This window comes from Bhargavaea cecembensis DSE10 (assembly GCF_000348905.1).
Taxonomy (GTDB): Bacteria; Bacillota; Bacilli; order Bacillales_A; family Planococcaceae; genus Bhargavaea; species Bhargavaea cecembensis.
Window position 1 is genome coordinate 1 of record NZ_AOFT01000003.1, and the last position, 22,583, is coordinate 22,583.

The window sequence follows — 22,583 nt, forward strand, 5'->3', positions numbered from 1 at the left end:
TTTTTTATATACAAAAAGGGAGAGTGGCTTAACTCCGCTCTCCCTTCCCTGTTTACGATTCTTCCCCGACAATCTTGACTTCCAGCTCCAGGTCGACGCCGAAGTTGTTCCTGACGGCTTCCCTCACCATTTCAATCGTGCGGATGTAGTCGGTTGCCGTTGCGCCGTTTTTGTTTACGATGAAGCCGGCGTGCTTGGTCGATACTTCGGCGCCGCCGAATCCTTTGCCCTGCAGGCCGGAATCCTGGATCAGCTTGCCGGCAAAGTAACCCGGAGGCCGCTTGAAGACGCTGCCTGCCGACGGATACTCGAGCGGCTGCTTGGACTCACGCTGGTGGGTCAGGTCGGCCACTTTCGCATTGATTTCTTCCTGATCCCCTTCTTCGAGGACGAACTCCGCGGACAGGACATAATACCCTTTTTTCGCAATGATACTCGTGCGGTAACCGAGCTCCAGCTCTTCCTTCGACAGCACCAGCCGCTCCCCCTCGGGCGTCAGGACCGTGCAGCGGTGGATGATATCTTTGATCTCGCCGCCGTATGCACCCGCGTTCATCACCATCGCGCCGCCGACGGAGCCCGGAATGCCGCAGGCGAACTCAAAGCCGGCCAGGCCGCGCGATGCGGACTGCCTGGAGACAACTTTGATGTCTGCCCCGCTTTCTGCATAGACGGATTTTCCGTCAAAGCGGATCTCATTAAGATTGGACAGATTCAGCACGATTCCGCGTACACCGCCATCACGCACGACCATGTTCGATCCGTTCCCGAGCAGAAGCACCGGGATATTCTGTTCATGGGCGTAGCGGACCACCGCCTGCACGCCCTCCTCGGTCTCCGGGTCACAGAACAGATCCGCCTTTCCGCCCATCCGGGTCATTGTATGGCGCGAAAGCGGTTCATCTATTTTCACGTGTTCATCGCCGATGAATTGCTTGAGGTCATCAGCCCATTGTTTTTTGCTCATTAAATTGCCATTCCTTTCAGAGGCTCTCCGCCCGGTTGCTGCGGGACTCTTACTCTCTAATCTTCATTCACAATTATATAGTATGCTGTCTGCCCGGCGTTTTGACAAGTCGCACCCGCAAGGCGAAACCCGCTGAGGGGTATTGTTTGACTCGTTCGGAATATTGTCTTAAATTCAAATTATCACGGCATTCTTAAGGAGGAGTTTCAATGGCAAAGACGAAATGGCAGATTGACGCGGCTCACTCTCACGTAACGTTTACAGTGAAGCACATGATGATCTCGAAAGTCCGGGGATCGTTCGGCAAGTTTGATGCAGAGGTCGAGGCGGATCCGGAAGATCTGACCGGTGCCTCGCTCAAGTTCACGATTGATGTGAACTCCATCGATACGGACAGCGAGGACCGCGACAATCACCTCCGCTCTGCCGACTTCTTCGATACGGAGAATCATCCGGAGATCACATTCGTTTCCACCGACATCCAGCCGGACGGTGACGACGAGTACAAAGTGACCGGTGACCTGACCATCAAGGGAGAGACCAAGTCCGTCACGCTTGAAGCCGAATATGAGGGCCGGGCGAAAAACCCTTGGGGCCAGGAAGTCGTCGCATTCTCCGTTGACGGCAAGATCAACCGCAAGGACTTCGGCCTCACCTGGAACCAGGCGCTTGAAACGGGCGGCGTCCTTGTCGGCGAAGACGTGAAAATCCACCTCGACCTCGAAGCGACCGAAGAGCAGCCACAGACAGAAGAAGCAGAAGAAGAAAGTCTCGAATCCTGATTGACCAAAGGCGGCTGCCCATACAAGGGCGGCCGCTTTTTTGCATCAGAAAACCGCATCCACGATTAGGATGCGGCAGGTCCAACATTTCATGACTCTTCTTCGGCAACTTGCCGGAGCGCCTGTTCGAACACTTCATCAGGCTGCGCGCCGGAAATCGCGTATTTCCGGTTGAGGACGAAAAACGGGACGCCCTGCACACCGAGCTGGCGGGCTTCTCCGATATCCGCACGCACGTCTTCTTCGTAGCGGCCGGAGCCCAGCATGGCTTCCGCTTCTTTGCGGTCCAGGCCCGTTTCCTCCGCGATATCCGCCAGAACTTCCTTGCGCCCGATTTCACGGTTTTCGATAAAGTAGGCACGAAGGAGATTCTCCGAAATCTCAGAAGCCTTCCCCTGCTCTTCCGCCCATTTTGCAAGCCGGTGCGCGCTGAAGGTATTTGCAGGGCGCATTTTGGAGAAGTTGTATTCGAGTCCGACTTCTTTGGCCGCTGCGGTGACATTGGCTGTCATGCCTTCCGCCTGTTCTACAGTTGTGCCATATTTGCCGGCCAGCACGGAAACCATCGATTCCTCTGATGTTTCCGGGGATTGCGGGTCCAGCTCATAGCTTTTAAAGACGATTTCCGCCTTTTCTCCGAGCCCGGTCTTCTCGAGGGCATGTTCCAGTTTCCGTTTGCCGATGTAGCAGAACGGGCAAACATAATCAGACCATACTTCTATTTTCATGTCACCGATCCCCTTCCGTTTTCACTGTCTTCATTGTAGGGGGATGCCGAGCACGAGACAAGGAATCCGCCCGCCTTCACCGGCATGGGCAATCCTGAATGATTGGAGGACTTACGATTGAATGAACCACTTTGGATCGACACGGGGTACCCGCGCGATCAATTCCCGGAAGCACAAGGCTCACTCCGCTGTGATGTGTGCATCATCGGCGGAGGCATCGGCGGAATTGCGGCAGCCGAGCAGCTGGCAAAGGCCGGCAAGGATGTCATCGTCCTGGAGAAGGACCGGATACTCGGCTCCACGACAAGCCACTCGACAGGAAAAGTGACCGCACAGCATGACATCATCTATTCAAAGCTGATCAAGCAGTTTGACCTGGAAACGGCACGGACTTATTACCAGGCGAACGAGCGCGCCGTCCGCAGGGCCCGGGAAATTGCCCGTGATGACGAGGCCCGCCCGCTCGATTCCATCCTGTATGCCCGCACCCCTCTCGGAACGGAGAACCTCCGGAAGGAGTGGGAAGCCTATAAGCAGATCGGCATCCAGGGGGCGTTCGTGAATGAGACGGAACTGCCGTTCACTGTGGAAAGCGCGCTGTCGATGCACGACGAGCTGCAGATCCATCCGCTCCGCTTCGGCCAGCGCCTGGCCCGGATGGCAGCGGACGCCGGGGCCCGGATCTATGAAGACTCCGCTGTAAGGAAGATGAACTTCAAGAAACGGTTTGTGGAGCTTGAAAATGGCGGTGATGTCACCTTCAGTGAACTGATCATCTGCACCCACTATCCGCTGGTCGGATTCCAGAACCTGAACATCATGAAACTCCAGGTCAACCGTTCCTATGTGGTTGCAGCTAAAGCGGCGACGGAACTGAAAAACCAGTATCTGGGCGTGGATGCCGACTCCCTGTCGATCCGCACAGCGGGAATCGACGGCCAGGCCTATCTCATGGTCTCCGGCAGCAATCACTTGGCAGGAATGAAAGAAGAGACCGGGGAAAACTACGGTGAACTTTCGGAGCATATGCGGAAACATTTCGGCGTAACCGATGTGTCCCACAGGTGGTCGGCCCAGGATCCGAAGACACCGGATTATATTCCGTATGTCGGCCGCCTCACGGAAGACCTGCCCCATATCTATGTCAGCACCGGCTTCCGGAAGTGGGGCCTGTCCGGGTCGCTCGCGGGATCCGAAGTGCTCCGCGACCTGATTGTCGGACGGCCCAATGAAGCCATTCAAATGTACAGCCCGGGACGGACCGGTTTCGGCGCAAAGCTTCTTCAGGCCGTCAAGATCAACGGCCTGGTCACCGGCGAGCTGGCTACGGGCTACACGGTCCGGCTGGATACGCCGACATGCACGCATATGGGCTGCAAAACCCGATGGAACGAGGGCGACCGCACGTGGGACTGCCCGTGCCACGGCTCCAGGTTCCGCGAAGACGGCTCGGTGCTGGAAGGCCCGGCGACAAAGCCCCTCAAACTGTAAATGGTGTCCGCCTCCGGTTCGTCCGGAGGCATTTTATATTTGGGATTCACGCAGACGGGGTTTCTGCTAGAGTGGTAGAAAAGGGGGACCGACCATGATCCTAAAACAGATCCGGCTAAAAAATCCGATGCCAGCCGAAGAGCGGTTTCCGTTCGGGCTTCCGGTCGTCCGGGAATTCGACTCCTTCACATTCCGTTCCCCCGTCACCATCATCGCCGGGGACAACGGTACGGGAAAAACCACATTGCTCGAAGGCATCGCCGCAGCGGCCGACAGCATCCTCATCAGCCGCGAGCCGATCGAAGGAAACCCGGCCCTTGAACACGCCCGCGAAATCGCGGACCACCTGACACTCAGCTGGTCGGTCAAATCGCGGAACGGCTTTTTCTTCAGGGCGCTGGATTTCGTGACCTACACGATCGCCGTCTCCCGGATGCGCGAAGATGCCCGGGAGACACTCGAAGAAATCAGGAACCGGAAACCGCATAGCCTCGAAGCCCAGCCCTATGCACGGACATATGCAGAGCTCCGGAACCTATACGGCGAAGGGCTTGAGTTCCGTTCACACGGTGAAAGCTTCCTTGACCTGTTCACCGCGCGTTTCAGGCCGGACGGCTTCTATATTCTGGACGAGCCGGAGGCGCCCCTTTCCCCCGCCAAGCAGCTCACCCTGCTGGCGATGCTGCATGACATGGCCGAAGAAGGCGCCCAGTTCCTGATCTCCACCCACTCTCCGATCATCATGGCCTATCCCGGAGCGGACCTTTATGAGATCCGCGGCGGCCGCCTTGAACCTTCGTCGTTCGATGAAATCGAACATGTCCGCATGACCAAGGACTTCCTCAATGCGCCTGAGCGCTATCTGAGGCACTTGTTCGGCTGATCAGGCCACAAAAAATCACCCGGTTCCCAAATGGAGGAGCCGGGTGATTTTTTCAGTGCACGGGTGTCTTGAAGTTGCTTCCCGAAATTTCGCTGACCCGCTGGACGATGACGAATGCTTCCGGGTCCGTCTCACGGATCGCCGTCCGGACATCCGCCATCTCGAGGCGGTCCACAACGACATAAAGGACTTTTTTGGAGTCATTGGTGAACGCGCCTTCTCCGTTCAGGAAAGTGACGCCGCGTCCGACGTTCTCAATCAGGCTTTTTGCCAATTCTTCCGCATGATCGGAAATGACCATGACCGAGAGGGACTCTTCTGTACCCTCGACGACCATATCAATCACCTTCGAGGCGATAAAGTAAGTGATCATCGAGTAGAATGTCGTTTCCCATGTGAACACGAGCAGGCCGGCCAGGATAAAGATGAAGACGTTCATGATCATGACGGTCTGCCCGACCGAGATCGGACGACGCTTGCTGATCAGGATGGCGAGAATTTCGGTGCCGTCCAGCGCCCCGCCCATGCGCATGACGAGCCCGACTCCGAAACCGAGAATGACGGCACCGATGACGGTTGCGAGGAACAGGTCGTCCGTCACCACATCAAACCGGTGGAGATAGCCGGTCGCCACAGACAGCACGATGATGCCGTAAAGCGCATTGACCGTGAACCGCACGCCCATCCGCTTGTACCCGAGGAAGATGAACGGGATGTTCAGGATGATGATGAAAATGCTTAGGCTGAGGGGCGTCAGTTCTGACAGGATAATCGAAAGCCCGATGACCCCGCCGTCCAGGATATTGTTTGGAACGAGAAACAGTTCCAGCCCGATGGCCGCAATGATCGCTCCGGCCGTGATCAGGAACAGCTGGACCGGGATGGACTCGGACAGAAACTTACGCTTTGAATCTGACATCTGGTAGACTCCTATTCTGAGGCAGTTGCCCTTAGTAAAGTATGAAGAAAAGACGTACCGTGATGCAACCCATTTTAACTGCCGGTTGCAAAGACGGCAAAAGCCCCGGCATCGCCGGGGCTTTTGTCAATCCGATCATTTTGCGAGAGCTTCTGTCAGAACCGGAACAATCTGCTTTTTGCGGGACACGATGCCCTTCAGGACAGCCAGATTGTCTTCCAGCGGGACATTGAACGCGCCGCATGCGGCCTGGGACTCACTGCCGAGGACGAGGACGGTCGAGTCATTGTTCAGGATGTCCGTAATCGCCAGCATGTAAAGGCCAAGCTCGCGCTCTGCAATCACACGGTAAAGCAGGTCTTCAAGCTCTTTCTTGCGGGAGAGGACGTCATTGATGTCGACTGTGTTCACCTGTGCGATCACCACTTTTTTGCCGCCCATCTCAAACTCTTTGGCGTCCATGTTGACGAGTTCCTCGAGCGTCTTCTTGCTGAGGTCAGCGCCGGCCTTCAGCATGGCAAGGCCGTACTCTTCTGCATCGACGCCCGCGATTTCCGCCAGCTCGTCCGCCGCCTTGCGGTCTTCGCCCGTGAATGTCGGAGACTTGAAGAGCAGCGAGTCGGAGATGATGGCGGAAAGCATGAGTCCTGCAACATTCGCGGGAATCTCGACATCATTTTCCTTATAAAGCTTGTTCAGGATCGTTGCCGTGCAGCCGACCGGTTCCGCGCGATAGTAGAGCGGGTCTGCCGTCTCGAAGTTCGCGATCCGGTGGTGGTCGACAACCTCGAGGATTTTCACATCTGCGATGTCGTCCGCGCTCTGCTGGAATTCGTTATGGTCGACAAGGATGACGCCGTCCGTTTCTCCAGCGACATTTTTCACAAGCCGCGGCGCCTCGAAGCCGAACTTCTCCAATGCGTATGCCGTCTCATCATTCACTTCGCCGAGCCGGACCGCTTCCGCTTCCATGCCGAGCTGCTGCTTCAGATGGGCATAGGCGATGGCCGCCGTGATAGAGTCCGTATCCGGGTTTTTATGTCCGAAAACCAGTACTTTAGACATTGATGATTCACTCCTGACCGTCTAGTTCAAATTTTCCTTCCTTATTCTATCATATCTCCCGGCTTGATAATAACGCCGCAAGGTCTTCTTTATTGATCAGAAAATCGGCGAGCGTATGTTGGTCGAGCACCGCAAGATATGCCAGTAGCGCCTGGTTCAGCGCACCGCGAAGGCCGCAGACCGGACTGAGCACGCACCGGTTCGCCGTGGAGCTGAAACATTCGACGATATTGAAGTCATCCTCGGTCTGGCGAACGACCGTCCCGATGTTGATGTCTTCCGGCTGCACGGCCAGCCGGACACCGCCGCCGCGACCGCGGACGGTTTCCACATACCCCAATTGGCCGAGTTGGTGTGTGACTTTCATCAAATGGTTCTTGGAAATTCCGTAAGCATCCGAAATGCCCTGGATTGTAGATAATTCACCGTCTTTTTTTGCGCCGAGGTACATGAGGACACGGAGCGCATAATCAGTGTACATCGTCATTCTCATGCATAGTCACTCGCCTTTCCTTCCATATTATAAAGGCTTGTTCAGCTGGAATGAAAGCAAATCGTTTTCTTTAAATTTTGACAGTGTATTGAATGGAATGTGACGGAATTCCGACATGCCCCTAAAGATGTATTTTATATATTGCTTTAGAAATTGCACAGGAATATGATTGAGACAGATCAAGAACAACCAATCCAAACAACCGAAAGGGAGTTGTAAACATGCTTTCCCAACAGACGATCGACATCGTGAAGTCCACCGTACCTGTACTCGAACAACACGGCAAGACGATTACTACAGTTTTCTACAAGAACATGTTTGAAGCCCATCCCGAACTCCTGAACATCTTCAACCACGCCAACCAATCACGCGGCCGCCAGCAGACGGCACTCGCCAACACGGTGCTTGCCGCTGCGAAATATATCGACAACCTCGAAGCCATCGTACCTGCAGTCGTACAGATCGCACACAAGCACCGCGGCCTGGACGTCCGCCCGGAACACTATCCGATCGTCGGCCATCACCTTCTCGGCGCGATCAAGGAAGTGCTCGGCGACGCAGCCACTCCTGAAATCCTTAATGCCTGGGGCGAAGCCTACGGTGTGATCGCCGATGCCTTCATCGGCGTTGAGAAGTCCATGTACGACGAAGCCGCAAACTCAGAGAACGGCTGGGACGGCTTCAAGGACTTTGTCGTCGCGAAGAAAGTGGAAGAAAGCGACGTCATCACTTCCTTCTACCTGAAGCCGGCAGACGGCAAGGGTGTACCAACTTACAAGCCCGGCCAATACCTGACTATCCGCGTGACGATCCCTGGCGAGAAGTACATGATGATCCGCCAATACAGCCTGTCCCGTGCGCCGCAGGAAGACATGTTCCGCATCTCCGTCAAGCGTGAAGACGAGTGCAACCCGGAAGGCAAGGTGTCGACATTCCTGCACCGGAGCGTCAATGTTGGCGATAGAATCGAAGTAAGCGCCCCTGCGGGTGACTTCTTCCTCCACACGGAAGCAACGACTCCGGTCACACTCATCAGCGGCGGTGTCGGCCTCACACCGATGATGGCCATGTTTGACCACATAACAAGCAACCAGCCGGAGCGCAAGGCGGCGTTTATCCACTCTGCGCGCAACCCGCAGCTCCAGGCGTTTGACGGGGACCTCCGTGAAATGGCGGCCGGCAACGACAATGCCACTTACTCAGTGCGCTACTCCGACACAGAAGGCTTCCTGGACCGCGGATTCCTCAGCAGCCGCGTCATCGAAGGCAGCGATGTCTATCTCTGCGGCCCTGCAGCGTTCATGAATGCGATGATCCACGAACTCAAGGCAATCGGCGTGCCGGTCGGAAAGATCCACTACGAATTCTTCGGCCCTGCAGCAGAACTGGAAGCCATCACGGCTTAATCATGCAAGCATTGCAAAACCCCGACCGGAAATCCGGTCGGGGTTTATTTCTGCATGGTGTATGGGGTTTTGCTTAACATTCAGAGGGCTTGCTTAACATTCGCAGGCATTAGCTTAACATTCAGCCGGAGAGCCGGCTTCCGAAGTTTAAGCTGCGCTCTTGCGCAGACTCCATTTCCCGGATATACCGGATCGAGTGCCGATTGAACGCATCCGGCTGGTCGATGTTGCAGACATGGCCCGAGTTCCGGATCGTGATGAGACGGAACTTCTTGCTGCGGCGGACCACTTCCTCGACAGGCGGGATGAACAGATAGTCTTCCTCCCCCATCAGAAACAGCGTCGGCACACCGGTCGTGGTTGACTGCAGTCGCGCGAGATAAGGATTAATCAGCTTTGTGAGCGAGAACCACTTCACAAACTCCTTCTGGCACATCTTCTTCGCCTGGTTGACAAAAGCGAGCCGGGATTCCTCGTGTTCCTTCTTTGGCATGATGATGTAGGCAAACAGTTTATATAAAAGCATATATGGAACAAACCGCTTGAACGTGTTGCCCGCCCAAAGCAGCAGCTTGGTCCGGATATCAAGCCCGATGACCGCGCCGCCCAGAATCAGCGACTTGACCCGATCAGGGTGCCTTTCCGCCAATGTTTGCGCAACGATGGTCCCGAGCGACATGCCGATCATATGGGAACTGCCGATGCCGAGCTTATCCATGACCTCGACCACATCATCGGCCACCTCGCGGAACGAGTCTCCCTTTTTCCACCGGCCGCGCTCGGAGCGCCCGTGGCCCCGGAGGTCGAGAAGCAGGACGTTATGCGCCTTGCGGAATTCCTTGATCTGCTTGAACCAGACGGACGAACTGCCGCCCGCCCCGTGGATGAATGTCACCCACGGATGCTTGTCCCCTTTGATGTAGGTCTTGTAGTGGAGCATGGAGATCTTCCCTTCAGTCAGGCTGCTCCCATTAAAACATGTTTCGCAATGCTTTTCACTGGATAACATTCTTTAATAGGATTTAAATGGTGTCTTATTGAAATTTCTTTGACAGTTTCGAAGATACTTTCATTAAATACCCCATCACTCCATCAAAAAAACCGGATTCGGACCCTCCCGGCAGGATCATCCGAATCCGGTTTATAATGACACCTATTTGTTTCTGATTCTATAATAAATCAATGTTCTGCGGGAACCCGCTTACGCTCATATGTCCACATGCACCATTTGCCGATGTCCCGGAAGCCGATCCGCTTGTAGATGCGGCCCGCTGCAGGATTATCGTAGAAAAGGCAGAGCATCTTGCCCTCATCCAGCAGTTCCCGGCAAAGCACGGACATGCAATAGGAGGCAAGGCCCTGCTGCTGGTATCCGGGAATGGTCCCGACACCGACAATCATCGCGGACATCGAGTTTTCGGCGGTACTCGAGGCAGAACTGATGATGCGCCCGTCCCCCTCGATCAGCCACGCTCTTGCCGTCCCTTCCGCCAGGGTGCGGCGTTTGTGGGACACGCTGTATTCTCCGTCAGCAAATTCCGGAATGGCGTACATCTGATCGATCAGAGCCTCAGCATCATCCGGAACCGCCTTCCTGACCGTGACCTCCTGCGGAATGGCCGGAAGCCCGGCTGCCGTCTCGCATTTGGCATAGTAGAGCACCCTCGGGTGATCGGGCTTCCGATCGAGGTAAGGCTCCACCTTATGGACGATCGGTTCGATGCCTGAGAGAAAGCGGAAAGACGGGTCGGCATTGATGATAGCCGCAAATCCAGCTGCGTCAAAGTCGCCGGGAGCCCACACAATATAATTATCCGTGTACTTAAGGAGAACACCGCGGATCACCCCGTCCTCCCCGAAGTCGCCCCAAAGTGTCTGGATCGGATCCTCGAAACCGTACGCCTCGATATCTCCGATGATAAAAAGGTTTTCCGCCGGCTGAACGCCGATAAACGCCATGGTCTCCTGCCTGTCGGCCTCTAGCAGCTGTCTGATCATGGTCCCGCCTCCTTTTTGGGTTTCGGGATATCATAGCACAGCAGGCGAGCCTGCTCAACGGAATTTTCAGATTTCCATGCTTAAAAGAAAACGCGCCCACTGGGGGCGCATTTCCCGGTTATTCCCCTGTTTCCGAAAAGCGCATGATCCGATCCCGGATTTCATCGCGGACGCGGCGGAAGACGGCGCGCTTTTCTTCCTCTGTCCCTAGTGCCCGTGCCGGATCGTCAAATCCCCAATGATCACGGACGGCATCTGTCGGGACAGCCGGGCAGTTGTCCCGGGCATCCCCGCATAGGGTGATGACATAATCGGCGCGTTTCAGGAGATCGGTGCTGATCGTCTCGGACTGCTGTCCCGAGATGTCGATGCCGGCTTCCGCCATCGCCCGTACCGCCTCCGGATTCAGTCCATGAGCCTCGATGCCGGCGGAGCGGACCTCAAAGCGGTCACCGAGGAGCGCCTTGCCGAATCCCTCCGCCATCTGGCTCCGGCACGAGTTGCCCGTGCAAAGAAAGTAAATCAGCTTCTTTTCCATTTCCAACACCTCAGTTAAGCACTTCCAGCCACAGATACAGGCCGGTCAGCGTGATGAACAGGACGGGGATCGTCAGGACGATCCCGACCTTGAAATAATAGCCCCAAGAGATTTTAACGCCCTTCAGTGACAGCACATGCAGCCAGAGAAGCGTCGCAAGCGAGCCGATTGGCGTCATCTTCGGACCCAAGTCGGACCCGATGACATTCGCATAGATCAGCGCTTCCCTTACTCGATCCGGCACATCCGCATCCTGGATGGCCAGCGCGTCGATCATGACGGTCGGCATATTGTTCATGACAGAAGACAGAATCGCCGCGATAAAGCCCATGCCAATAGTTGCCGCATACAGGCCGTGGCCAGCCGTCCATTCGATGACAGAAGCGAGTACATCAGTGAGCCCGGCGTTCCGGAGACCGTACACGACGACATACATCCCGATCGAAAAGAAGACAATCGCCCACGGTGCTCCCTTCACGACAGCCTTCTCGTCCACCGCCTTGCTCGGTGCGGAAATGCCGAGGAACAGGATGGCGACAATTCCCGCAATGATCGAGACCGGTACGCCGAGCGCCTCGCTCAGGAAGTAGCCGGCCAGAAGCACCGCGATGACCGCCCAGGAAAGGCGGAACAGCTTCATGTCCCGGATGGCCGAGCGGGGCTCCGCCAGTTTGGACTCATCAAACCGCTTCGGGATGCTTTTGCCGAAGTACAGGTAAAGCACGAGCATGCTCGCCACAAGGCTGAACAGGTTCGGCACGAACATGCGCAAGGCGTACTCGGAAAATCCGATGCCGAAAAAGTCAGCCGAGACAATATTCACGAGGTTCGAGATCACGAGCGGCAGTGATGTCGTGTCCGCGATAAACCCGGAGGCCATGATAAACGGAAGAATCAGCTTGTCCTTGAAATCAAGCGCCCGCATCATCGCAAGGACGATCGGCGTGATGATCAGCGCCGCTCCGTCGTTGGCGAACAATGCCGCGACAATCGCGCCGAGAAGTGTAATGAGGAAGAACATCCGCACACCGCTTCCCTTTGCAAAGCGCGCCATATGAAGGGCCGCCCATTCAAAGAAGCCGATTTCATCGAGGATAAGCGAGATCAGGATCAGTGCGACAAAGGTGAGCGTCGCATTCCAGACGATGCCGGTCACATCCCAAACGTCCTGCATGCTGACAACACCCGCAAGCAGGGCAACGACCGCTCCGGCAATTGCCGACCAGCCAATCGACAGCCCCTTCGGCTGCCAGATCACGAATACCAGCGTGACGAGGAAAATGAGTGCTGCCAACCAGGCCATCATGCGTCACAGCATCCTTTCTCACCGGCTGCTTCAAGGTCCGCTGCCGTCCGCTCCGGAGCCGGCACCCTGGAAAGCAGGCCGACCAGAATGTCGTGCAGCGGATGTAACCGGTCAAGCGACCAGAACGTCCACCGGCCACGCTTTTCTCCGGTCACGATACCTGCTTCTTTAAGACGTTTCAGGTGCTGGCTCACCGCCGGCTGCGTCAGCCCGACGAGCGGGGTCAGGTCACAGACGCAAACCTCGCCCTCTGTGAGCTGTTGTAAAATTTTCAGCCGCGAGCCGTCGCCCGCCGCTTTCATAAATGTTTCAAGTTCCGTCAGTTCCACCGGAATCCCTCCAAAAAAGAATACCGGTTTATTGTATTTGCCCGGACACATATAAGTCAATACTTATTTGTTGACCGGATGGGAGCGCACATGGGTTTCTATGTGCGCTCACCTACGATAAAGAGCGCTCATCGATTGCTATGCGCGGTTGTCGCAATCCTATGCGCGCTTCACCGGATGCTATGCTCGCTCCGCTTTTCTCACACCAAAAAAGCGCGCCACGGCAGCGCGCTTCACAATCACATCTTATTTCCCTTCGAGTACCCGCAGCGATTCGCGGTTGAATGCCGGGATGTCGTCAGGCTGGCGGCTCGTGACGAGCTGGTCCTGGCAGACAACGACTTCGGAGTCTTCAAAGTTCGCACCGGCGTACTTCATGTCCTGTGCGATTGACTTGTAGCCGGTGGCCTTGCGCCCTTCCAGCGCCTTTGCCGTAATGAGCAGCTGTGGGCCATGGCAGATGGCCAAAACCGGTTTCTTGGCGTCCATGAACTCTTTGGCGAAGCTGACAAACCGCTCATCCGCTCGGAGCTGGTCCGGCGAGAATCCGCCTGGGATGAAGAGCGCGTCATAGTCGGATGCGCTGACTTCACCGATGCCTTTGTCGATCGACACTTTCTCCTTGCCTTGCTTGCCTTCCACCGTTTTGCCGGCTTCTTTTTCAATGGTGATCACTTCATGGCCGGCATCCTGAAATGCTTTTGCCGGGTCCGTGTACTCAATGTCTTCAAACATGTCTGTAATAACCGTTGCAATTTTAGCCAATCTGATCACTCCTTTATGAATGTCCCTATCTACTCTTCCCGCTTCATCCACTCTTAAACATCAGCGATACTTTGAGACAAACGGATTGCCTTCCTCGAAAAAACGCCACGGATAGTGTACCGCCTCTCCCGTGTTCTGGATGCCGACCCTCGGGCCTGCCTTCAGCTCTCCGGCAAGTCCCGGACCGGGCGCGATAAAGAGCGGCTCCTCGTACCAGACGCCCCCGTACGATTCCATCGTGACGCCGAGCGCCTTCGACAGCTTGCCCGGACCGTTCGTGAGGTCAGGAATCTTCAGATGCCATCCCCTGCGGTCCTGCATGAGTTCCAGCCCCTCCACCGGCTCCGCTCCGCGGATCAGGACTGCGTGTGGCGTTCCTTCCTCTCCGGCGACGACATTCATGAGCGTATGGGTATGCATCTGATACGTATAGATTCTCCCCGGGTCCGCGAACATCACTTCCGTCCGCTTTGTCCTGCGGTTATTGAAGCTGTGCGCCGCGCGGTCTTCCGGACCATGATACGCCTCCGTCTCAACGATCCGCGCGGCAGCCAATCCTTCCGGCGTTTCATGGACGATGTACTGTCCAAGCAGCGCGGGTGCCAGCTCCAGGACAGGCTGTTTGAAAAAACCGGGGCCGATCGGCCTGTACATACGTCCCCACTCCCTTCCATGAAACCGAACAATCTTCCATTCATTGTCTACCCGATATCGGTTATACTAAAATTAAACAGATTTTAGGGGGAAATATCCACCATGACGACACTCACCGAGGAAATCCTCGCTTTCAATAAAGCCCGTGGATGGACAGAGGGCAACCGGGATGCCCGGAACCTGGCCATTTCCGTGTCTCTTGAAGCCTCGGAACTGCTGGAACACTTCCAGTGGATGTCCGGCGAACAGGCCATCGCGAAAAACCGGGAAGGCATCATCGAAGAAGCTTCGGATGTCTATATCTACCTTCTTCAGCTGGCTGACGTCGCAGGCTTTGACCTGGATGAAGCGGCTCATTCCAAAATCCGGAAAAACGCCCTCAAGTACCCGGTTCCGGCAGGTGAGCACGAATGAAGCAGGTCAAGTTCGTCCTGCTTCTGGCCGCAGCAGGCGCACTCCTTCTCCTTTTCCGGCCGGAAGGAAAAGGCGGCAAGGCATCCGCCGACGTCGCCACGATCGAATCAGTCGACCCACTGAAAAATCCGGGTCAGCCCGTCGCAGACTATCTTGTCTTCCGGGCGCTTACCACAGGCGAGGCGCGCATGGCCGTGACCGGCAGCAGCGTCACAAAAGGCTCCGGCGCGTCCAACCAGTCGAAAACATGGCGCGCACTTACCCAGGCACATCTGCGCACCGTCTATCCGTCGCTTAACACCCTGAAAATTGAAAACCACGGACACTCGGGATACACATCCGTCCGCCTGCTCGAGGATGAAGTGACCGGGCCGGTCATTGCGGGACGACCGGATGTCCTCATCATCGAAACGTCCGTCATCAACAATCATAATAAGAATGTCTCACTTGATGATACCTATGCATCATTGGAACAGCTGCACGCCCTGTATTCGGAGGTGTTGCCGGAAGCACGGATCCTCTTCATCTCGCCGAACCCGATCACCGAAAACAAGTTCGGACCGCAAGTGAACACTCTCGGGCTGCAATTTACCGACTATGTCTATGGCACTCAGGCCTTCATCGAAAACAAGGGATGGGCATACATTAACATCCATGATGAAATGCTCTCGCTTATGGAGCAGCGGGGTGTCAGGTTGCCGGAGACGCTCAAGGATGGCATTCATCCGAACGACCTCGGATACCGCATCTGGGCCGACGTTATCTGGCCGCATCTCACAGCCAAGTAAGGGGATTTTGGGGGATTTTCACACTGGGGGGATTTCAGATGGACCTGCACGCACTCAAGCAAGATCTTGCACTGCGCAACAAAAACGGGCTTCCGTTCCTTTTATCGGGGATGGTCGTCTGGACGCTGATCACCGCCGCCTTTTTATTGCCGATTGAGCTCCGGCTCCAGAATATCATCCTTCTCGCGCTGACCGGCCTGCTGTTCCCTTTGGCCGTCGGGCTTGCCGGCCTGCTGAAAGCCGACTGGAAATCGGAGGACAACCCGCTCGGAAGCCTCGGCCTGGTGTGCAACCTTGCCCAGTTCGCCTACTTTCCGCTTGTCTTCTGGGCACTTGGAAGCCGGCCCGAAGCGATGGTCTTCATCTTCGCCGTGATTGCCGGGGCGCACTTCCTCCCGTACGGGTGGCTGTACGATACGAAGGCCTACTATCTGATGGCGCCGGTCATGGCGATCGTGTCCACGCTCGTCGGATGGGCAGCCGCACCGGACAGCCTCTGGGCCGTCCCGCTCGCCTTCCTCATCCTTCTTGGCGTGCTGAACGGCTGGCTGCTTGCTGATTACAAAAAGAAATCCGGCGTGGCCGGAATGGAGAAAAGAGCCGCCTGATCCGGCTCTTTTTTTTGAACGGGGGAATAGCGGATGGACATTCGGCTGGAACCGCTCCGGCAAGAAGATGCCGGGCGGCTGTATGCATTTGAAGCGGAAAACAGGGCATTCTTCGAAACCGCAGTGCCGGGCCGGGGCGACGATTATTACCGTTATGAAGTTTTTCTGGGCCGGCTCGGCGATCTGCTTGAAGAGCAGGCCGCCGGCGCGTCCCGTTTTTTCCTGATCAAGGATGAAGGCAACCGGATCCTCGGCAGAATGAACCTGACCGGCATCGATGCTGAAAACGGAACTGCCGAACTCGGCTACCGGATCGGCAAAGCTCATGGAGGAAAAGGCGTGGCCACTCTAGCGCTGTTGGAATTGCTTCAGCTCGCAGGCGGTTTTGGAGTTCGGAGAATTTTCGCCAAAACCACAACAGCGAACATCGGCTCCTCGAAAGTCCTCGAGAAAAATGGCTTCGTTCATACAGGAACGGATGACCGGGAATTTGTAATGAACAATCAGACCATGAGATTCACCCATTATGAATGGCGTTATCAATGAAGCACGCCGGGACCCTTTTCCCGGCGTGCTTTATTTGCTGCTGATGGAGATGAACATGGAAGCATCCCGGTTCATGAAAATGCGTTCTCCATGATGGAAAGTACGGATCTCAAGCGGAACAAATCCTGCATGGGATAATCGGTTCTTCAGCTCCTCATGCTCGAATCCGTTATGGACTTTCGGATGGCTGACTTCATGATGCTTGTCAAAATCCACGATGATCAGTTGACCGCCTTCATTCAGCACCTCATGCAATTTACGCAGGATCTTGTCCGTATCGGGGATATGGAGGAGGACAAGGGACATCAGGACGATGTCCGCCTTGAGTTCGGGTGTTTCCGTGGTAAAGTCCGAATACAGGACCTCTGCATTGGCGATGTCTCTGCGCGCTATTTTGCCCTTTGCGACTTCCAGCATCTGTTCTGAAGAATCCACCAGAAGCACAGACTTCACAAGGTCGGTTAACTCCAGGCCCACCAGGCCCGTTCCGCTCCCGTAATCGATCAGGGATTTTGTCCGGCCATTCCCCAATGCCTGCCTCACTTCTTCTGTGATCACCTGCGCCAGTTCGATTCTTTCTTCAGTATCATACCTGCTAGCCATCTGCCCGAACACGTTTTCTTCCATACGCCACTCCTCTGAGTCCATTTTTGTACGGAAAGCCCGATTTCCGCCCCCTAAGTCCGAAATCGGTTCCTAAGTCCGAATCCGATGCCCTAAGTCCGATTTTCCGTCTTTTCGGATCCGGACTCCAGAAAACCGCTCACACCCGGTGCTTCGCCAGTGCCTCTTCCGCTTTCCCGGAAAAGCTTGCGCCCGCTCCCCAGTCAAACTTCATGAAGGCGCCGCTTCCGCCGCCCGAACCGGTCAGCCGGACCTTGGTGCGGCCGTCTCCATCAAAGTTGTCCGCAATCATCGTGAGGGTGGCGCGGTTGCTGGTCCTCATGAAGTACTTCTCCATGATGAGGACGACCATTTCCCGGCTGCCCGTGCTCCGCGTATATTGGTCGACGATCCGGCCGCTCACCGAACCGACGGTCAATGCATCGATCACAAGGTCCGCCGCCCGTGACGGGCTGACCGACAAAAAAAGATCTCTTGTCTCCATCAGAAAACCCCCTTTCCGGTCTTTACGGAATGGGGGCTTCAGGCGTTTCATTCAAGCTCAATCTGCTTTGTCTCGGTGCCGAGGATGAGCACGGCTGCGACACCGATCAGGACAGCTCCGGTAAAGATGGAGAAAATCGGGCCGAGCCCCACGCCGGCACCTGCGAGTGAGCCGACAAGCAGCGGCCCGAAGATGCCGCCGATCCGGCCGACAGCCGCCGCGGTTCCCGTCCCGGTCCCCCGGATGACCGTCGGATACTGTTCAGGCGAGTAGGCGTACAGCGCGCCCCATGCCCCGAGGTTGAAGAAGCTGAGGAAAGCGCCGGCCGTGAGCAGCAGCCAGGTCATGTCCGCGTTTCCGAACACGAGGGCACTGATTGCCGTCCCGATCATGAAGACGCTCAGGACGAACTTGCGGCCGATTTTCTCGATCAGCCAGGCTGCAGTGAAGTAGCCAGGCAGCTGGGCAAGCGTCATCAGGAGGACATAGCCGAAACTGTGGATCATGTCGAAGCCCTTCATGACCATGACGCTCGGCAGCCAGAGGAACATGCCGTAGTACGAGAAGACGACCGTGAACCAGACGATCCAGAGCATGATCGTTGCCCGGCGGTATTTCGCCGAGAACAGCGCCTTCATATTGCCGCCGATGCTTCCCCGCTTTTCCTTTTTCGCCGTGAATTCCGGCGAGTCGGGAAGGTGGATGCGAAGATAAATCGCATAAAGTGCCGGCAGTGCGGTCAGGATCAGCGCAATGCGCCAGCCGTATTCCGGAATGACAAAGTACGAGATCAGGGCAGCAATCAGCCAGCCGCCCGCCCAAAAACTTTCAAGCAGGACAACGACGCGCCCCCGCTCCTTGGCACCGACACTTTCGGAAACCAGCGTGGAGGCGACAGGAAGCTCCCCGCCAAGTCCCGCCCCGACAATGAAACGCAGGACGAGGAAGGCGGCGAGTCCGGTGGTCGCCGCGGACAGTCCGCTCGCCAGCGAGAACAGCACCAGCGTGAGGATAAAGACATTTTTCCTGCCGATCCTGTCAGCCAGGATGCCGAAGGCGAATGCGCCGACCGCCATGCCGATCGAGTTAACGCTGCCGATCCAGCCCATCTCCCCGGGAGTCAGCGCCCAGTCGACGGCAAGCGCCGCGATGACGAACGATAGAATGCCGACGTCCATGGCGTCGAACATCCAGGCAAGCCCGGCAGTTCCCAGCAATCTGTTGCGTGAAATGGCAGGCTTTGGTGCCTGCCGTCCAGTATTTGAGGCCATATTTTCACCTGTCTTTACAGTTGTATAGTTTTATTGACTCCATAACTATACATTGTGCAAGACCGTTTGACAATATCCTTCATGAAACGAGAACAAGGCTGATCGCCATGACCGCCATACCTGCAATCATGCCGTAGATCGACAGATGGGCCTCGTCGAATTTCTGCGCGGCCGGCAGCAGTTCATCTACCGAGATGAATACCATGATCCCCGCGACCGCCGCGAAAATGATGCCGAACATGATGCCGTTCAGAAACGGCATGAGGATCAGAAAGGCAATCACCGCACCCGCGGGTTCCGCCAGGCCGGACAGGAAGCTCAGCTTGAATGCCTGCTTCCGGTCTCCTGTCGCGAAGTACATCGGCACGGACACCGCGATGCCTTCCGGAATGTTGTGGATGGCAACCGCGATGGCGATGGCCACACCGAGTGTCGGGTCCTGGAGGGCCGATGTAAATGTCGCAATGCCCTCCGGGAAGTTGTGGATGGCAATTGCCAATGCGGTGAAGACACCCATCTTCTTCAATCTCGCATATTCATCATTCGTCGGTCCCTTCCCGATGTCCTCTACGCTCTTCACCTCATGCGGATTCCCCGTCGACGGGATAAATCGGTCAATGACCGCAATCAGCAGCATCCCGCCGAAGAATCCGGCAATCGTCGCCCAATAGCCTGGTGTGTTTCCAAGTTCATAAGTCAGCGCATCTTTTGCCTTGACGAAAATTTCGACAAGCGAGACGTAGATCATGACACCTGCCGAGAATCCAAGCGAGGCTGACAGGAATTTTGTGTTTGTCCGGGAAGTAAAGAACGCAAGCAGGCTGCCGATGCCCGTTGCCAATCCCGCAAACAGAGTCAGGCCGAATGCGATCCAGAGGTTTCCTTCCATTCAACCATCCGCTTTCTGATTTAAGATGATGCTATTATATGCCAGAAAGTTTCCCTTGTGCAACTTATTTGCGGAAGAATTTTCGAAATACCGCTTCAAATGTGTCGGTTCAGGTCCATAGAAGATTAGGTTATGCCGGCACGGATTTGCTGGGTGCCGGCGCGAATCCAACTGTAATCAAAGCCACACAAAAAATCCGCGCACCTGGCGCGGATCCGGACCTCAGCATGACAGCGAGGCGGGCATATACTTTTCTTCGAATTCCCGGGGCGGGAGCGGTGCATCAAAATAATAGCCCTGGACACCCCGGCATCCGATGTCCAACAAAAACTGCAGCTGTTCAGCAGTCTCGACGCCTTCTGCGATCACGTCGCAGTCAAGGCCTTCCGCCAGCGACACGATCGATTTCAGGATCGCTTCCGATTTGCTGATCATGCCGATGCCGGAGACGAAGAACCGGTCGATCTTGATCTTGTCGACCGGGAAATTCGTCAGATAAGACAGGCCCGAAAATCCGGTGCCAAAGTCGTCAATCGCGACGGAGATGCCTTTGCTGCGGCATTTCCTCAGATTGGAAAGTACCAGGTCGGAGCTGAGGATTTCCTTCCACTCGGTAATCTCGATCTCAAAGCGGTCCGGAGGGATCCTCCACTTCCGGAGCATTCTCATCACGGTGCCGTAGAATCTCTTGTCATCCAACAGTTGTGATGTCACGTTGACGGCGATCCGCGGGACACTGCCATATTTTTCTGCCCAGCATTTCCCTTCCGCCAGGACCAGATTGAGGAGATGGATCGTCAGTTCCCTGATCTTCCCGCTTTCCTCTGCAATCGGGATGAATTCGTAAGGGGTAATAGGGCCGAGTTCGGGATGATTCCACCTTGACAGTGTTTCGATTCCGATCAGTTGGCCGCTCTCCCCGTCCAGTTGGGGCTGGACCGCACAGGAGAACCCCTTCTTCTTAAATTCCCCCGAGAACAGGTCATCCTCAATCAGCCTTCTGCGGTCCAGTCTCGTCCTCATCTCATCATGGAACATCAGGAAGCAGCTGCCCCTCTTTGTCTTCGATTCGTGCATGGCGGTGTCTGCCATGCTGAGCAGTTCGGCTGTGGTCTGCCCGTCTTCGGGGTAGCGGCTGATTCCCACGCTCGCTGAGGCGGAAAAGCTTACATTATCATTCAGCCTGACGGAGATGGCCGTCTGCCTGAACATTTCCTTGACCCACTTGTTCAGCTCATTTGGATCTGTCCGGCGGGTGAGGAAGATAAATTCATCCCCGCCGACACGGGTGACCACATCGCCATCCTGCAGGAGATCCTTCAGCCGCTCCGCGATCTGCCGGATATATTGGTCTCCCGCTTCATGTCCGTGAAGGTCGTTTAGCTGGCGGAAGCTGTCGATATCGAAGAGCACGACGGAAAACGGGTTCCCTTCCCGGATGTTTTCTTCAATCTTCTCAATCGTGGAACGGCGGTTCGGAAGACCGGTCAGATCGTCCCTGAAAGCGAGCATCTCCAGCCGGGCTTCCGCTTCCTTGTAACGGCTGATGTCGTGGAACAGGACTGCAACCCGGCCGTCGCCGATTTCCTGGGCGTCCACCTGCAGCCAGAGTCCTGCCGGCCGGTAATAAATTTCATCCGTCTCGGCGACACCTGTTCTCCGGATGCGATCGTACATCTCCTTCAGGCCCGCGGCGACCGCATACGGGAATTCCGTCCAGGCGTTTTTTCCGACCAGGTGATCCCCTTCCCGTCCCAGGATGCGGCACGCCTTTTCATTGATGTAAATAAAATCCGACTGCTCGTCCAGCACATAGAAGGCACTGGCCAGCCCGCCCATGATGCGGATGGCATCCTGCTCGTTCAGCAGTCCTCCCTGGCTGCTGCCGTTGTTTCCGAGGCCCTTCATCTGCTTCCACCTCCTTCATAAGCTAAGTGCCGTTATCGCCGGCCATGTCTTTTCAGCGCCCTGCCGATCGCCTGCCAGTCTTCCTCCACCTTTTCGCGCAGAGACGGGTTATAGAACACGGAAGCCGGGTGGAAGGTCGGAATGATGGTCCTGACATCCTCCGTCAGGCTGTATGTCCGGTCCGCCGGATCCGCCAGGTACTGGACCGGCCTCTCGATCAGCTGCCCGTGTACATCCGATACCTTATAGCCTTTGCCGAGCAAGCGCTGCAGGCCGATGTTGCCGAGCGTGACGATCAGCTTCGGCCGCACGTCCCGCATTTCCGCATCCAGGAGCGGCGCGTGGGCGAGAATCTCCTTTGCCGTCGGCGCCCGGTTATACTTGCGCTCGGTGAGCGTGCCGTCGCGCTCTTTTTTCGTGCCCCAGCGGTACGGGCGGCTCCGCACGGCGCTCGTGATATAGACATCCTCTCGGCGCAGCCCGATCGAGGCAAGGGACTTCATGAGTTCCTTGCCCGCGCGGCCGATAAACGGGATTCCGTCCACCAGTTCAAACTCTCCCGGCGCTTCGCCGACAAGCATCAGTTCCGGCTCAGCCGGGCCCTGGCCGTAGACAAACCCTTCCACCTGCGCGCCGCCCATACGCCGGCGCCCGAGTTCCGCAAGCTCTTCGCTGATTCTGTACATCCATCCATCACTTCTTTCCTGCTGTCCCTTATCTATACCAC

Annotated in this window: 26 protein-coding genes; 8 read left to right on the forward strand and 18 right to left on the reverse strand. The window is 56.1% G+C overall.

What is annotated here, in order from left to right; translation table 11 throughout:
• Window positions 1-52 precede the first annotated feature (52 nt).
• A complete protein-coding gene (murB, locus tag C772_RS03435) occupies window positions 53-967 on the reverse strand; it encodes a UDP-N-acetylmuramate dehydrogenase (protein WP_008297447.1) in 915 nt (304 codons plus the stop codon).
• Window positions 968-1,176: 209 nt separating this feature from the next.
• On the opposite strand from murB, the gene C772_RS03440 reads away from it, so the two are divergent.
• Window positions 1,177-1,749 (forward strand): YceI family protein, encoded by a 573-nt coding sequence (locus C772_RS03440; RefSeq protein ID WP_008297449.1) that lies wholly within the window; start codon window positions 1,177-1,179, stop codon window positions 1,747-1,749.
• An 89-nt stretch (window positions 1,750-1,838) separates the two neighbouring features.
• Here the strand turns inward: C772_RS03440 and C772_RS03445 are convergent, their stop codons facing one another.
• Window positions 1,839-2,477 carry a DsbA family oxidoreductase gene (locus tag C772_RS03445; RefSeq protein WP_008297450.1) on the reverse strand — a complete coding sequence of 213 codons (639 nt, stop codon included), beginning with the start codon at window positions 2,475-2,477 and terminating at the stop codon, window positions 1,839-1,841.
• A gap of 117 nt (window positions 2,478-2,594) precedes the next feature.
• On the opposite strand from C772_RS03445, the gene C772_RS03450 reads away from it, so the two are divergent.
• Window positions 2,595-3,968 (forward strand): FAD-dependent oxidoreductase, encoded by a 1,374-nt coding sequence (locus C772_RS03450; RefSeq protein WP_008297452.1) that lies wholly within the window; start codon window positions 2,595-2,597, stop codon window positions 3,966-3,968.
• Between the two features lie 94 nt (window positions 3,969-4,062).
• Window positions 4,063-4,851 carry an AAA family ATPase gene (locus C772_RS03455; protein ID WP_008297454.1) on the forward strand — a complete coding sequence of 263 codons (789 nt, stop codon included), beginning with the start codon at window positions 4,063-4,065 and terminating at the stop codon, window positions 4,849-4,851.
• Between the two features lie 52 nt (window positions 4,852-4,903).
• Here C772_RS03455 and C772_RS03460 read toward each other — a convergent pair whose 3' ends face one another.
• From C772_RS03460 to C772_RS03470, 3 genes are all read right to left on the reverse strand, one after another.
• On the reverse strand, window positions 4,904-5,770 hold the full coding sequence (locus tag C772_RS03460) for a YitT family protein (RefSeq protein WP_008297456.1): 867 nt from the start codon (window positions 5,768-5,770) through the stop codon (window positions 4,904-4,906).
• A gap of 135 nt (window positions 5,771-5,905) precedes the next feature.
• Entirely contained in the window at window positions 5,906-6,835 is a 930-nt protein-coding gene (locus C772_RS03465; RefSeq protein WP_008297457.1) for a manganese-dependent inorganic pyrophosphatase, read from the reverse strand.
• A 49-nt stretch (window positions 6,836-6,884) separates the two neighbouring features.
• Window positions 6,885-7,328 carry an RrF2 family transcriptional regulator gene (locus tag C772_RS03470; protein WP_008297459.1) on the reverse strand — a complete coding sequence of 148 codons (444 nt, stop codon included), beginning with the start codon at window positions 7,326-7,328 and terminating at the stop codon, window positions 6,885-6,887.
• A 221-nt stretch (window positions 7,329-7,549) separates the two neighbouring features.
• Here C772_RS03470 and hmpA point away from each other — a divergent pair, with 221 nt between their 5' ends.
• On the forward strand, window positions 7,550-8,734 hold the full coding sequence (gene hmpA / locus C772_RS03475; RefSeq protein WP_008297461.1) for an NO-inducible flavohemoprotein: 1,185 nt from the start codon (window positions 7,550-7,552) through the stop codon (window positions 8,732-8,734).
• A 121-nt stretch (window positions 8,735-8,855) separates the two neighbouring features.
• Here hmpA and C772_RS03480 read toward each other — a convergent pair whose 3' ends face one another.
• The 7 genes from C772_RS03480 to C772_RS03510 form a co-directional block, all read right to left on the reverse strand.
• Window positions 8,856-9,674 (reverse strand): alpha/beta fold hydrolase, encoded by an 819-nt coding sequence (locus C772_RS03480; protein WP_008297463.1) that lies wholly within the window; start codon window positions 9,672-9,674, stop codon window positions 8,856-8,858.
• Window positions 9,675-9,913: 239 nt separating this feature from the next.
• A complete protein-coding gene (locus C772_RS03485) occupies window positions 9,914-10,732 on the reverse strand; it encodes a GNAT family N-acetyltransferase (protein ID WP_008297465.1) in 819 nt (272 codons plus the stop codon).
• A gap of 118 nt (window positions 10,733-10,850) precedes the next feature.
• A complete protein-coding gene (gene arsC / locus C772_RS03490) occupies window positions 10,851-11,270 on the reverse strand; it encodes an arsenate reductase (thioredoxin) (RefSeq protein WP_008297466.1) in 420 nt (139 codons plus the stop codon).
• Window positions 11,271-11,280: 10 nt separating this feature from the next.
• Entirely contained in the window at window positions 11,281-12,576 is a 1,296-nt protein-coding gene (locus tag C772_RS03495; protein ID WP_008297468.1) for an arsenic transporter, read from the reverse strand.
• Window positions 12,573-12,905, reverse strand: a complete 333-nt coding sequence (locus C772_RS03500) for an ArsR/SmtB family transcription factor (RefSeq protein ID WP_008297469.1) — start codon at window positions 12,903-12,905, stop codon at window positions 12,573-12,575. Before C772_RS03500 ends, C772_RS03495 begins: the two co-directional genes overlap by 4 nt.
• Before the next feature lie 246 nt (window positions 12,906-13,151).
• A complete protein-coding gene (locus C772_RS03505) occupies window positions 13,152-13,670 on the reverse strand; it encodes a type 1 glutamine amidotransferase domain-containing protein (protein WP_008297473.1) in 519 nt (172 codons plus the stop codon).
• Window positions 13,671-13,730: 60 nt separating this feature from the next.
• Window positions 13,731-14,324 (reverse strand): DNA-3-methyladenine glycosylase, encoded by a 594-nt coding sequence (locus C772_RS03510; protein ID WP_008297475.1) that lies wholly within the window; start codon window positions 14,322-14,324, stop codon window positions 13,731-13,733.
• Between the two features lie 102 nt (window positions 14,325-14,426).
• On the opposite strand from C772_RS03510, the gene C772_RS03515 reads away from it, so the two are divergent.
• From C772_RS03515 to C772_RS03530, 4 genes are read left to right on the forward strand one after another with little or no spacing between them, the layout of a single operon-like run.
• Window positions 14,427-14,738 (forward strand): nucleotide pyrophosphohydrolase, encoded by a 312-nt coding sequence (locus C772_RS03515; RefSeq protein WP_008297477.1) that lies wholly within the window; start codon window positions 14,427-14,429, stop codon window positions 14,736-14,738.
• Window positions 14,735-15,526, forward strand: a complete 792-nt coding sequence (locus tag C772_RS03520) for an SGNH/GDSL hydrolase family protein (protein WP_008297479.1) — start codon at window positions 14,735-14,737, stop codon at window positions 15,524-15,526. Before C772_RS03515 ends, C772_RS03520 begins: the two co-directional genes overlap by 4 nt.
• A 38-nt stretch (window positions 15,527-15,564) precedes the next feature.
• A complete protein-coding gene (locus tag C772_RS03525) occupies window positions 15,565-16,134 on the forward strand; it encodes a DUF7010 family protein (protein WP_008297481.1) in 570 nt (189 codons plus the stop codon).
• 33 nt (window positions 16,135-16,167) lie between these two features.
• On the forward strand, window positions 16,168-16,680 hold the full coding sequence (locus C772_RS03530; protein ID WP_008297482.1) for a GNAT family N-acetyltransferase: 513 nt from the start codon (window positions 16,168-16,170) through the stop codon (window positions 16,678-16,680).
• 30 nt (window positions 16,681-16,710) lie between these two features.
• Here C772_RS03530 and C772_RS03535 read toward each other — a convergent pair whose 3' ends face one another.
• The 6 genes from C772_RS03535 to C772_RS03560 form a co-directional block, all read right to left on the reverse strand.
• The gene (locus C772_RS03535) at window positions 16,711-17,328 is read right to left on the reverse strand and encodes a class I SAM-dependent methyltransferase (RefSeq protein ID WP_268743598.1); all 618 of its coding nucleotides are present in this window, start codon (window positions 17,326-17,328) and stop codon (window positions 16,711-16,713) included.
• A gap of 115 nt (window positions 17,329-17,443) precedes the next feature.
• Complete coding sequence (locus tag C772_RS03540) at window positions 17,444-17,788, reverse strand: DUF6054 family protein (RefSeq protein WP_008297486.1); 345 nt, start codon at window positions 17,786-17,788, stop codon at window positions 17,444-17,446.
• A 47-nt stretch (window positions 17,789-17,835) separates the two neighbouring features.
• On the reverse strand, window positions 17,836-19,059 hold the full coding sequence (locus tag C772_RS03545) for an MFS transporter (protein ID WP_008297487.1): 1,224 nt from the start codon (window positions 19,057-19,059) through the stop codon (window positions 17,836-17,838).
• Window positions 19,060-19,138: 79 nt separating this feature from the next.
• Window positions 19,139-19,948 (reverse strand): zinc transporter ZupT, encoded by an 810-nt coding sequence (gene zupT, locus C772_RS03550; protein ID WP_008297489.1) that lies wholly within the window; start codon window positions 19,946-19,948, stop codon window positions 19,139-19,141.
• A gap of 222 nt (window positions 19,949-20,170) precedes the next feature.
• On the reverse strand, window positions 20,171-21,856 hold the full coding sequence (locus tag C772_RS03555; protein ID WP_008297491.1) for a putative bifunctional diguanylate cyclase/phosphodiesterase: 1,686 nt from the start codon (window positions 21,854-21,856) through the stop codon (window positions 20,171-20,173).
• Between the two features lie 32 nt (window positions 21,857-21,888).
• On the reverse strand, window positions 21,889-22,542 hold the full coding sequence (locus C772_RS03560) for a uracil-DNA glycosylase (RefSeq protein ID WP_008297493.1): 654 nt from the start codon (window positions 22,540-22,542) through the stop codon (window positions 21,889-21,891).
• Between the last annotated feature and the right edge of the window lie 41 nt (window positions 22,543-22,583).

What these genes read in the sequence shown, in the direction of transcription:
- murB (WP_008297447.1), bottom strand. Translation starts at nt 967, where the DNA reads ATGAGCAAAAAACAATGGGCTGATGACCTCAAGCAATTCATCGGCGAT.
- C772_RS03440 (WP_008297449.1), top strand. Translation starts at nt 1,177, where the DNA reads ATGGCAAAGACGAAATGGCAGATTGACGCGGCTCACTCTCACGTAACG.
- C772_RS03445 (WP_008297450.1), bottom strand. Translation starts at nt 2,477, where the DNA reads ATGAAAATAGAAGTATGGTCTGATTATGTTTGCCCGTTCTGCTACATC.
- C772_RS03455 (WP_008297454.1), top strand. Translation starts at nt 4,063, where the DNA reads ATGATCCTAAAACAGATCCGGCTAAAAAATCCGATGCCAGCCGAAGAG.
- C772_RS03460 (WP_008297456.1), bottom strand. Translation starts at nt 5,770, where the DNA reads ATGTCAGATTCAAAGCGTAAGTTTCTGTCCGAGTCCATCCCGGTCCAG.
- C772_RS03465 (WP_008297457.1), bottom strand. Translation starts at nt 6,835, where the DNA reads ATGTCTAAAGTACTGGTTTTCGGACATAAAAACCCGGATACGGACTCT.
- C772_RS03470 (WP_008297459.1), bottom strand. Translation starts at nt 7,328, where the DNA reads ATGAGAATGACGATGTACACTGATTATGCGCTCCGTGTCCTCATGTAC.
- hmpA (WP_008297461.1), top strand. Translation starts at nt 7,550, where the DNA reads ATGCTTTCCCAACAGACGATCGACATCGTGAAGTCCACCGTACCTGTA.
- C772_RS03480 (WP_008297463.1), bottom strand. Translation starts at nt 9,674, where the DNA reads ATGCTCCACTACAAGACCTACATCAAAGGGGACAAGCATCCGTGGGTG.
- C772_RS03485 (WP_008297465.1), bottom strand. Translation starts at nt 10,732, where the DNA reads ATGATCAGACAGCTGCTAGAGGCCGACAGGCAGGAGACCATGGCGTTT.
- arsC (WP_008297466.1), bottom strand. Translation starts at nt 11,270, where the DNA reads ATGGAAAAGAAGCTGATTTACTTTCTTTGCACGGGCAACTCGTGCCGG.
- C772_RS03495 (WP_008297468.1), bottom strand. Translation starts at nt 12,576, where the DNA reads ATGATGGCCTGGTTGGCAGCACTCATTTTCCTCGTCACGCTGGTATTC.
- C772_RS03510 (WP_008297475.1), bottom strand. Translation starts at nt 14,324, where the DNA reads ATGTACAGGCCGATCGGCCCCGGTTTTTTCAAACAGCCTGTCCTGGAG.
- C772_RS03515 (WP_008297477.1), top strand. Translation starts at nt 14,427, where the DNA reads ATGACGACACTCACCGAGGAAATCCTCGCTTTCAATAAAGCCCGTGGA.
- C772_RS03520 (WP_008297479.1), top strand. Translation starts at nt 14,735, where the DNA reads ATGAAGCAGGTCAAGTTCGTCCTGCTTCTGGCCGCAGCAGGCGCACTC.
- C772_RS03525 (WP_008297481.1), top strand. Translation starts at nt 15,565, where the DNA reads ATGGACCTGCACGCACTCAAGCAAGATCTTGCACTGCGCAACAAAAAC.
- C772_RS03530 (WP_008297482.1), top strand. Translation starts at nt 16,168, where the DNA reads ATGGACATTCGGCTGGAACCGCTCCGGCAAGAAGATGCCGGGCGGCTG.
- C772_RS03535 (WP_268743598.1), bottom strand. Translation starts at nt 17,328, where the DNA reads ATGGACTCAGAGGAGTGGCGTATGGAAGAAAACGTGTTCGGGCAGATG.
- C772_RS03540 (WP_008297486.1), bottom strand. Translation starts at nt 17,788, where the DNA reads ATGGAGACAAGAGATCTTTTTTTGTCGGTCAGCCCGTCACGGGCGGCG.
- C772_RS03545 (WP_008297487.1), bottom strand. Translation starts at nt 19,059, where the DNA reads ATGGCCTCAAATACTGGACGGCAGGCACCAAAGCCTGCCATTTCACGC.
- zupT (WP_008297489.1), bottom strand. Translation starts at nt 19,948, where the DNA reads ATGGAAGGAAACCTCTGGATCGCATTCGGCCTGACTCTGTTTGCGGGA.
- C772_RS03555 (WP_008297491.1), bottom strand. Translation starts at nt 21,856, where the DNA reads ATGAAGGGCCTCGGAAACAACGGCAGCAGCCAGGGAGGACTGCTGAAC.
- C772_RS03560 (WP_008297493.1), bottom strand. Translation starts at nt 22,542, where the DNA reads ATGTACAGAATCAGCGAAGAGCTTGCGGAACTCGGGCGCCGGCGTATG.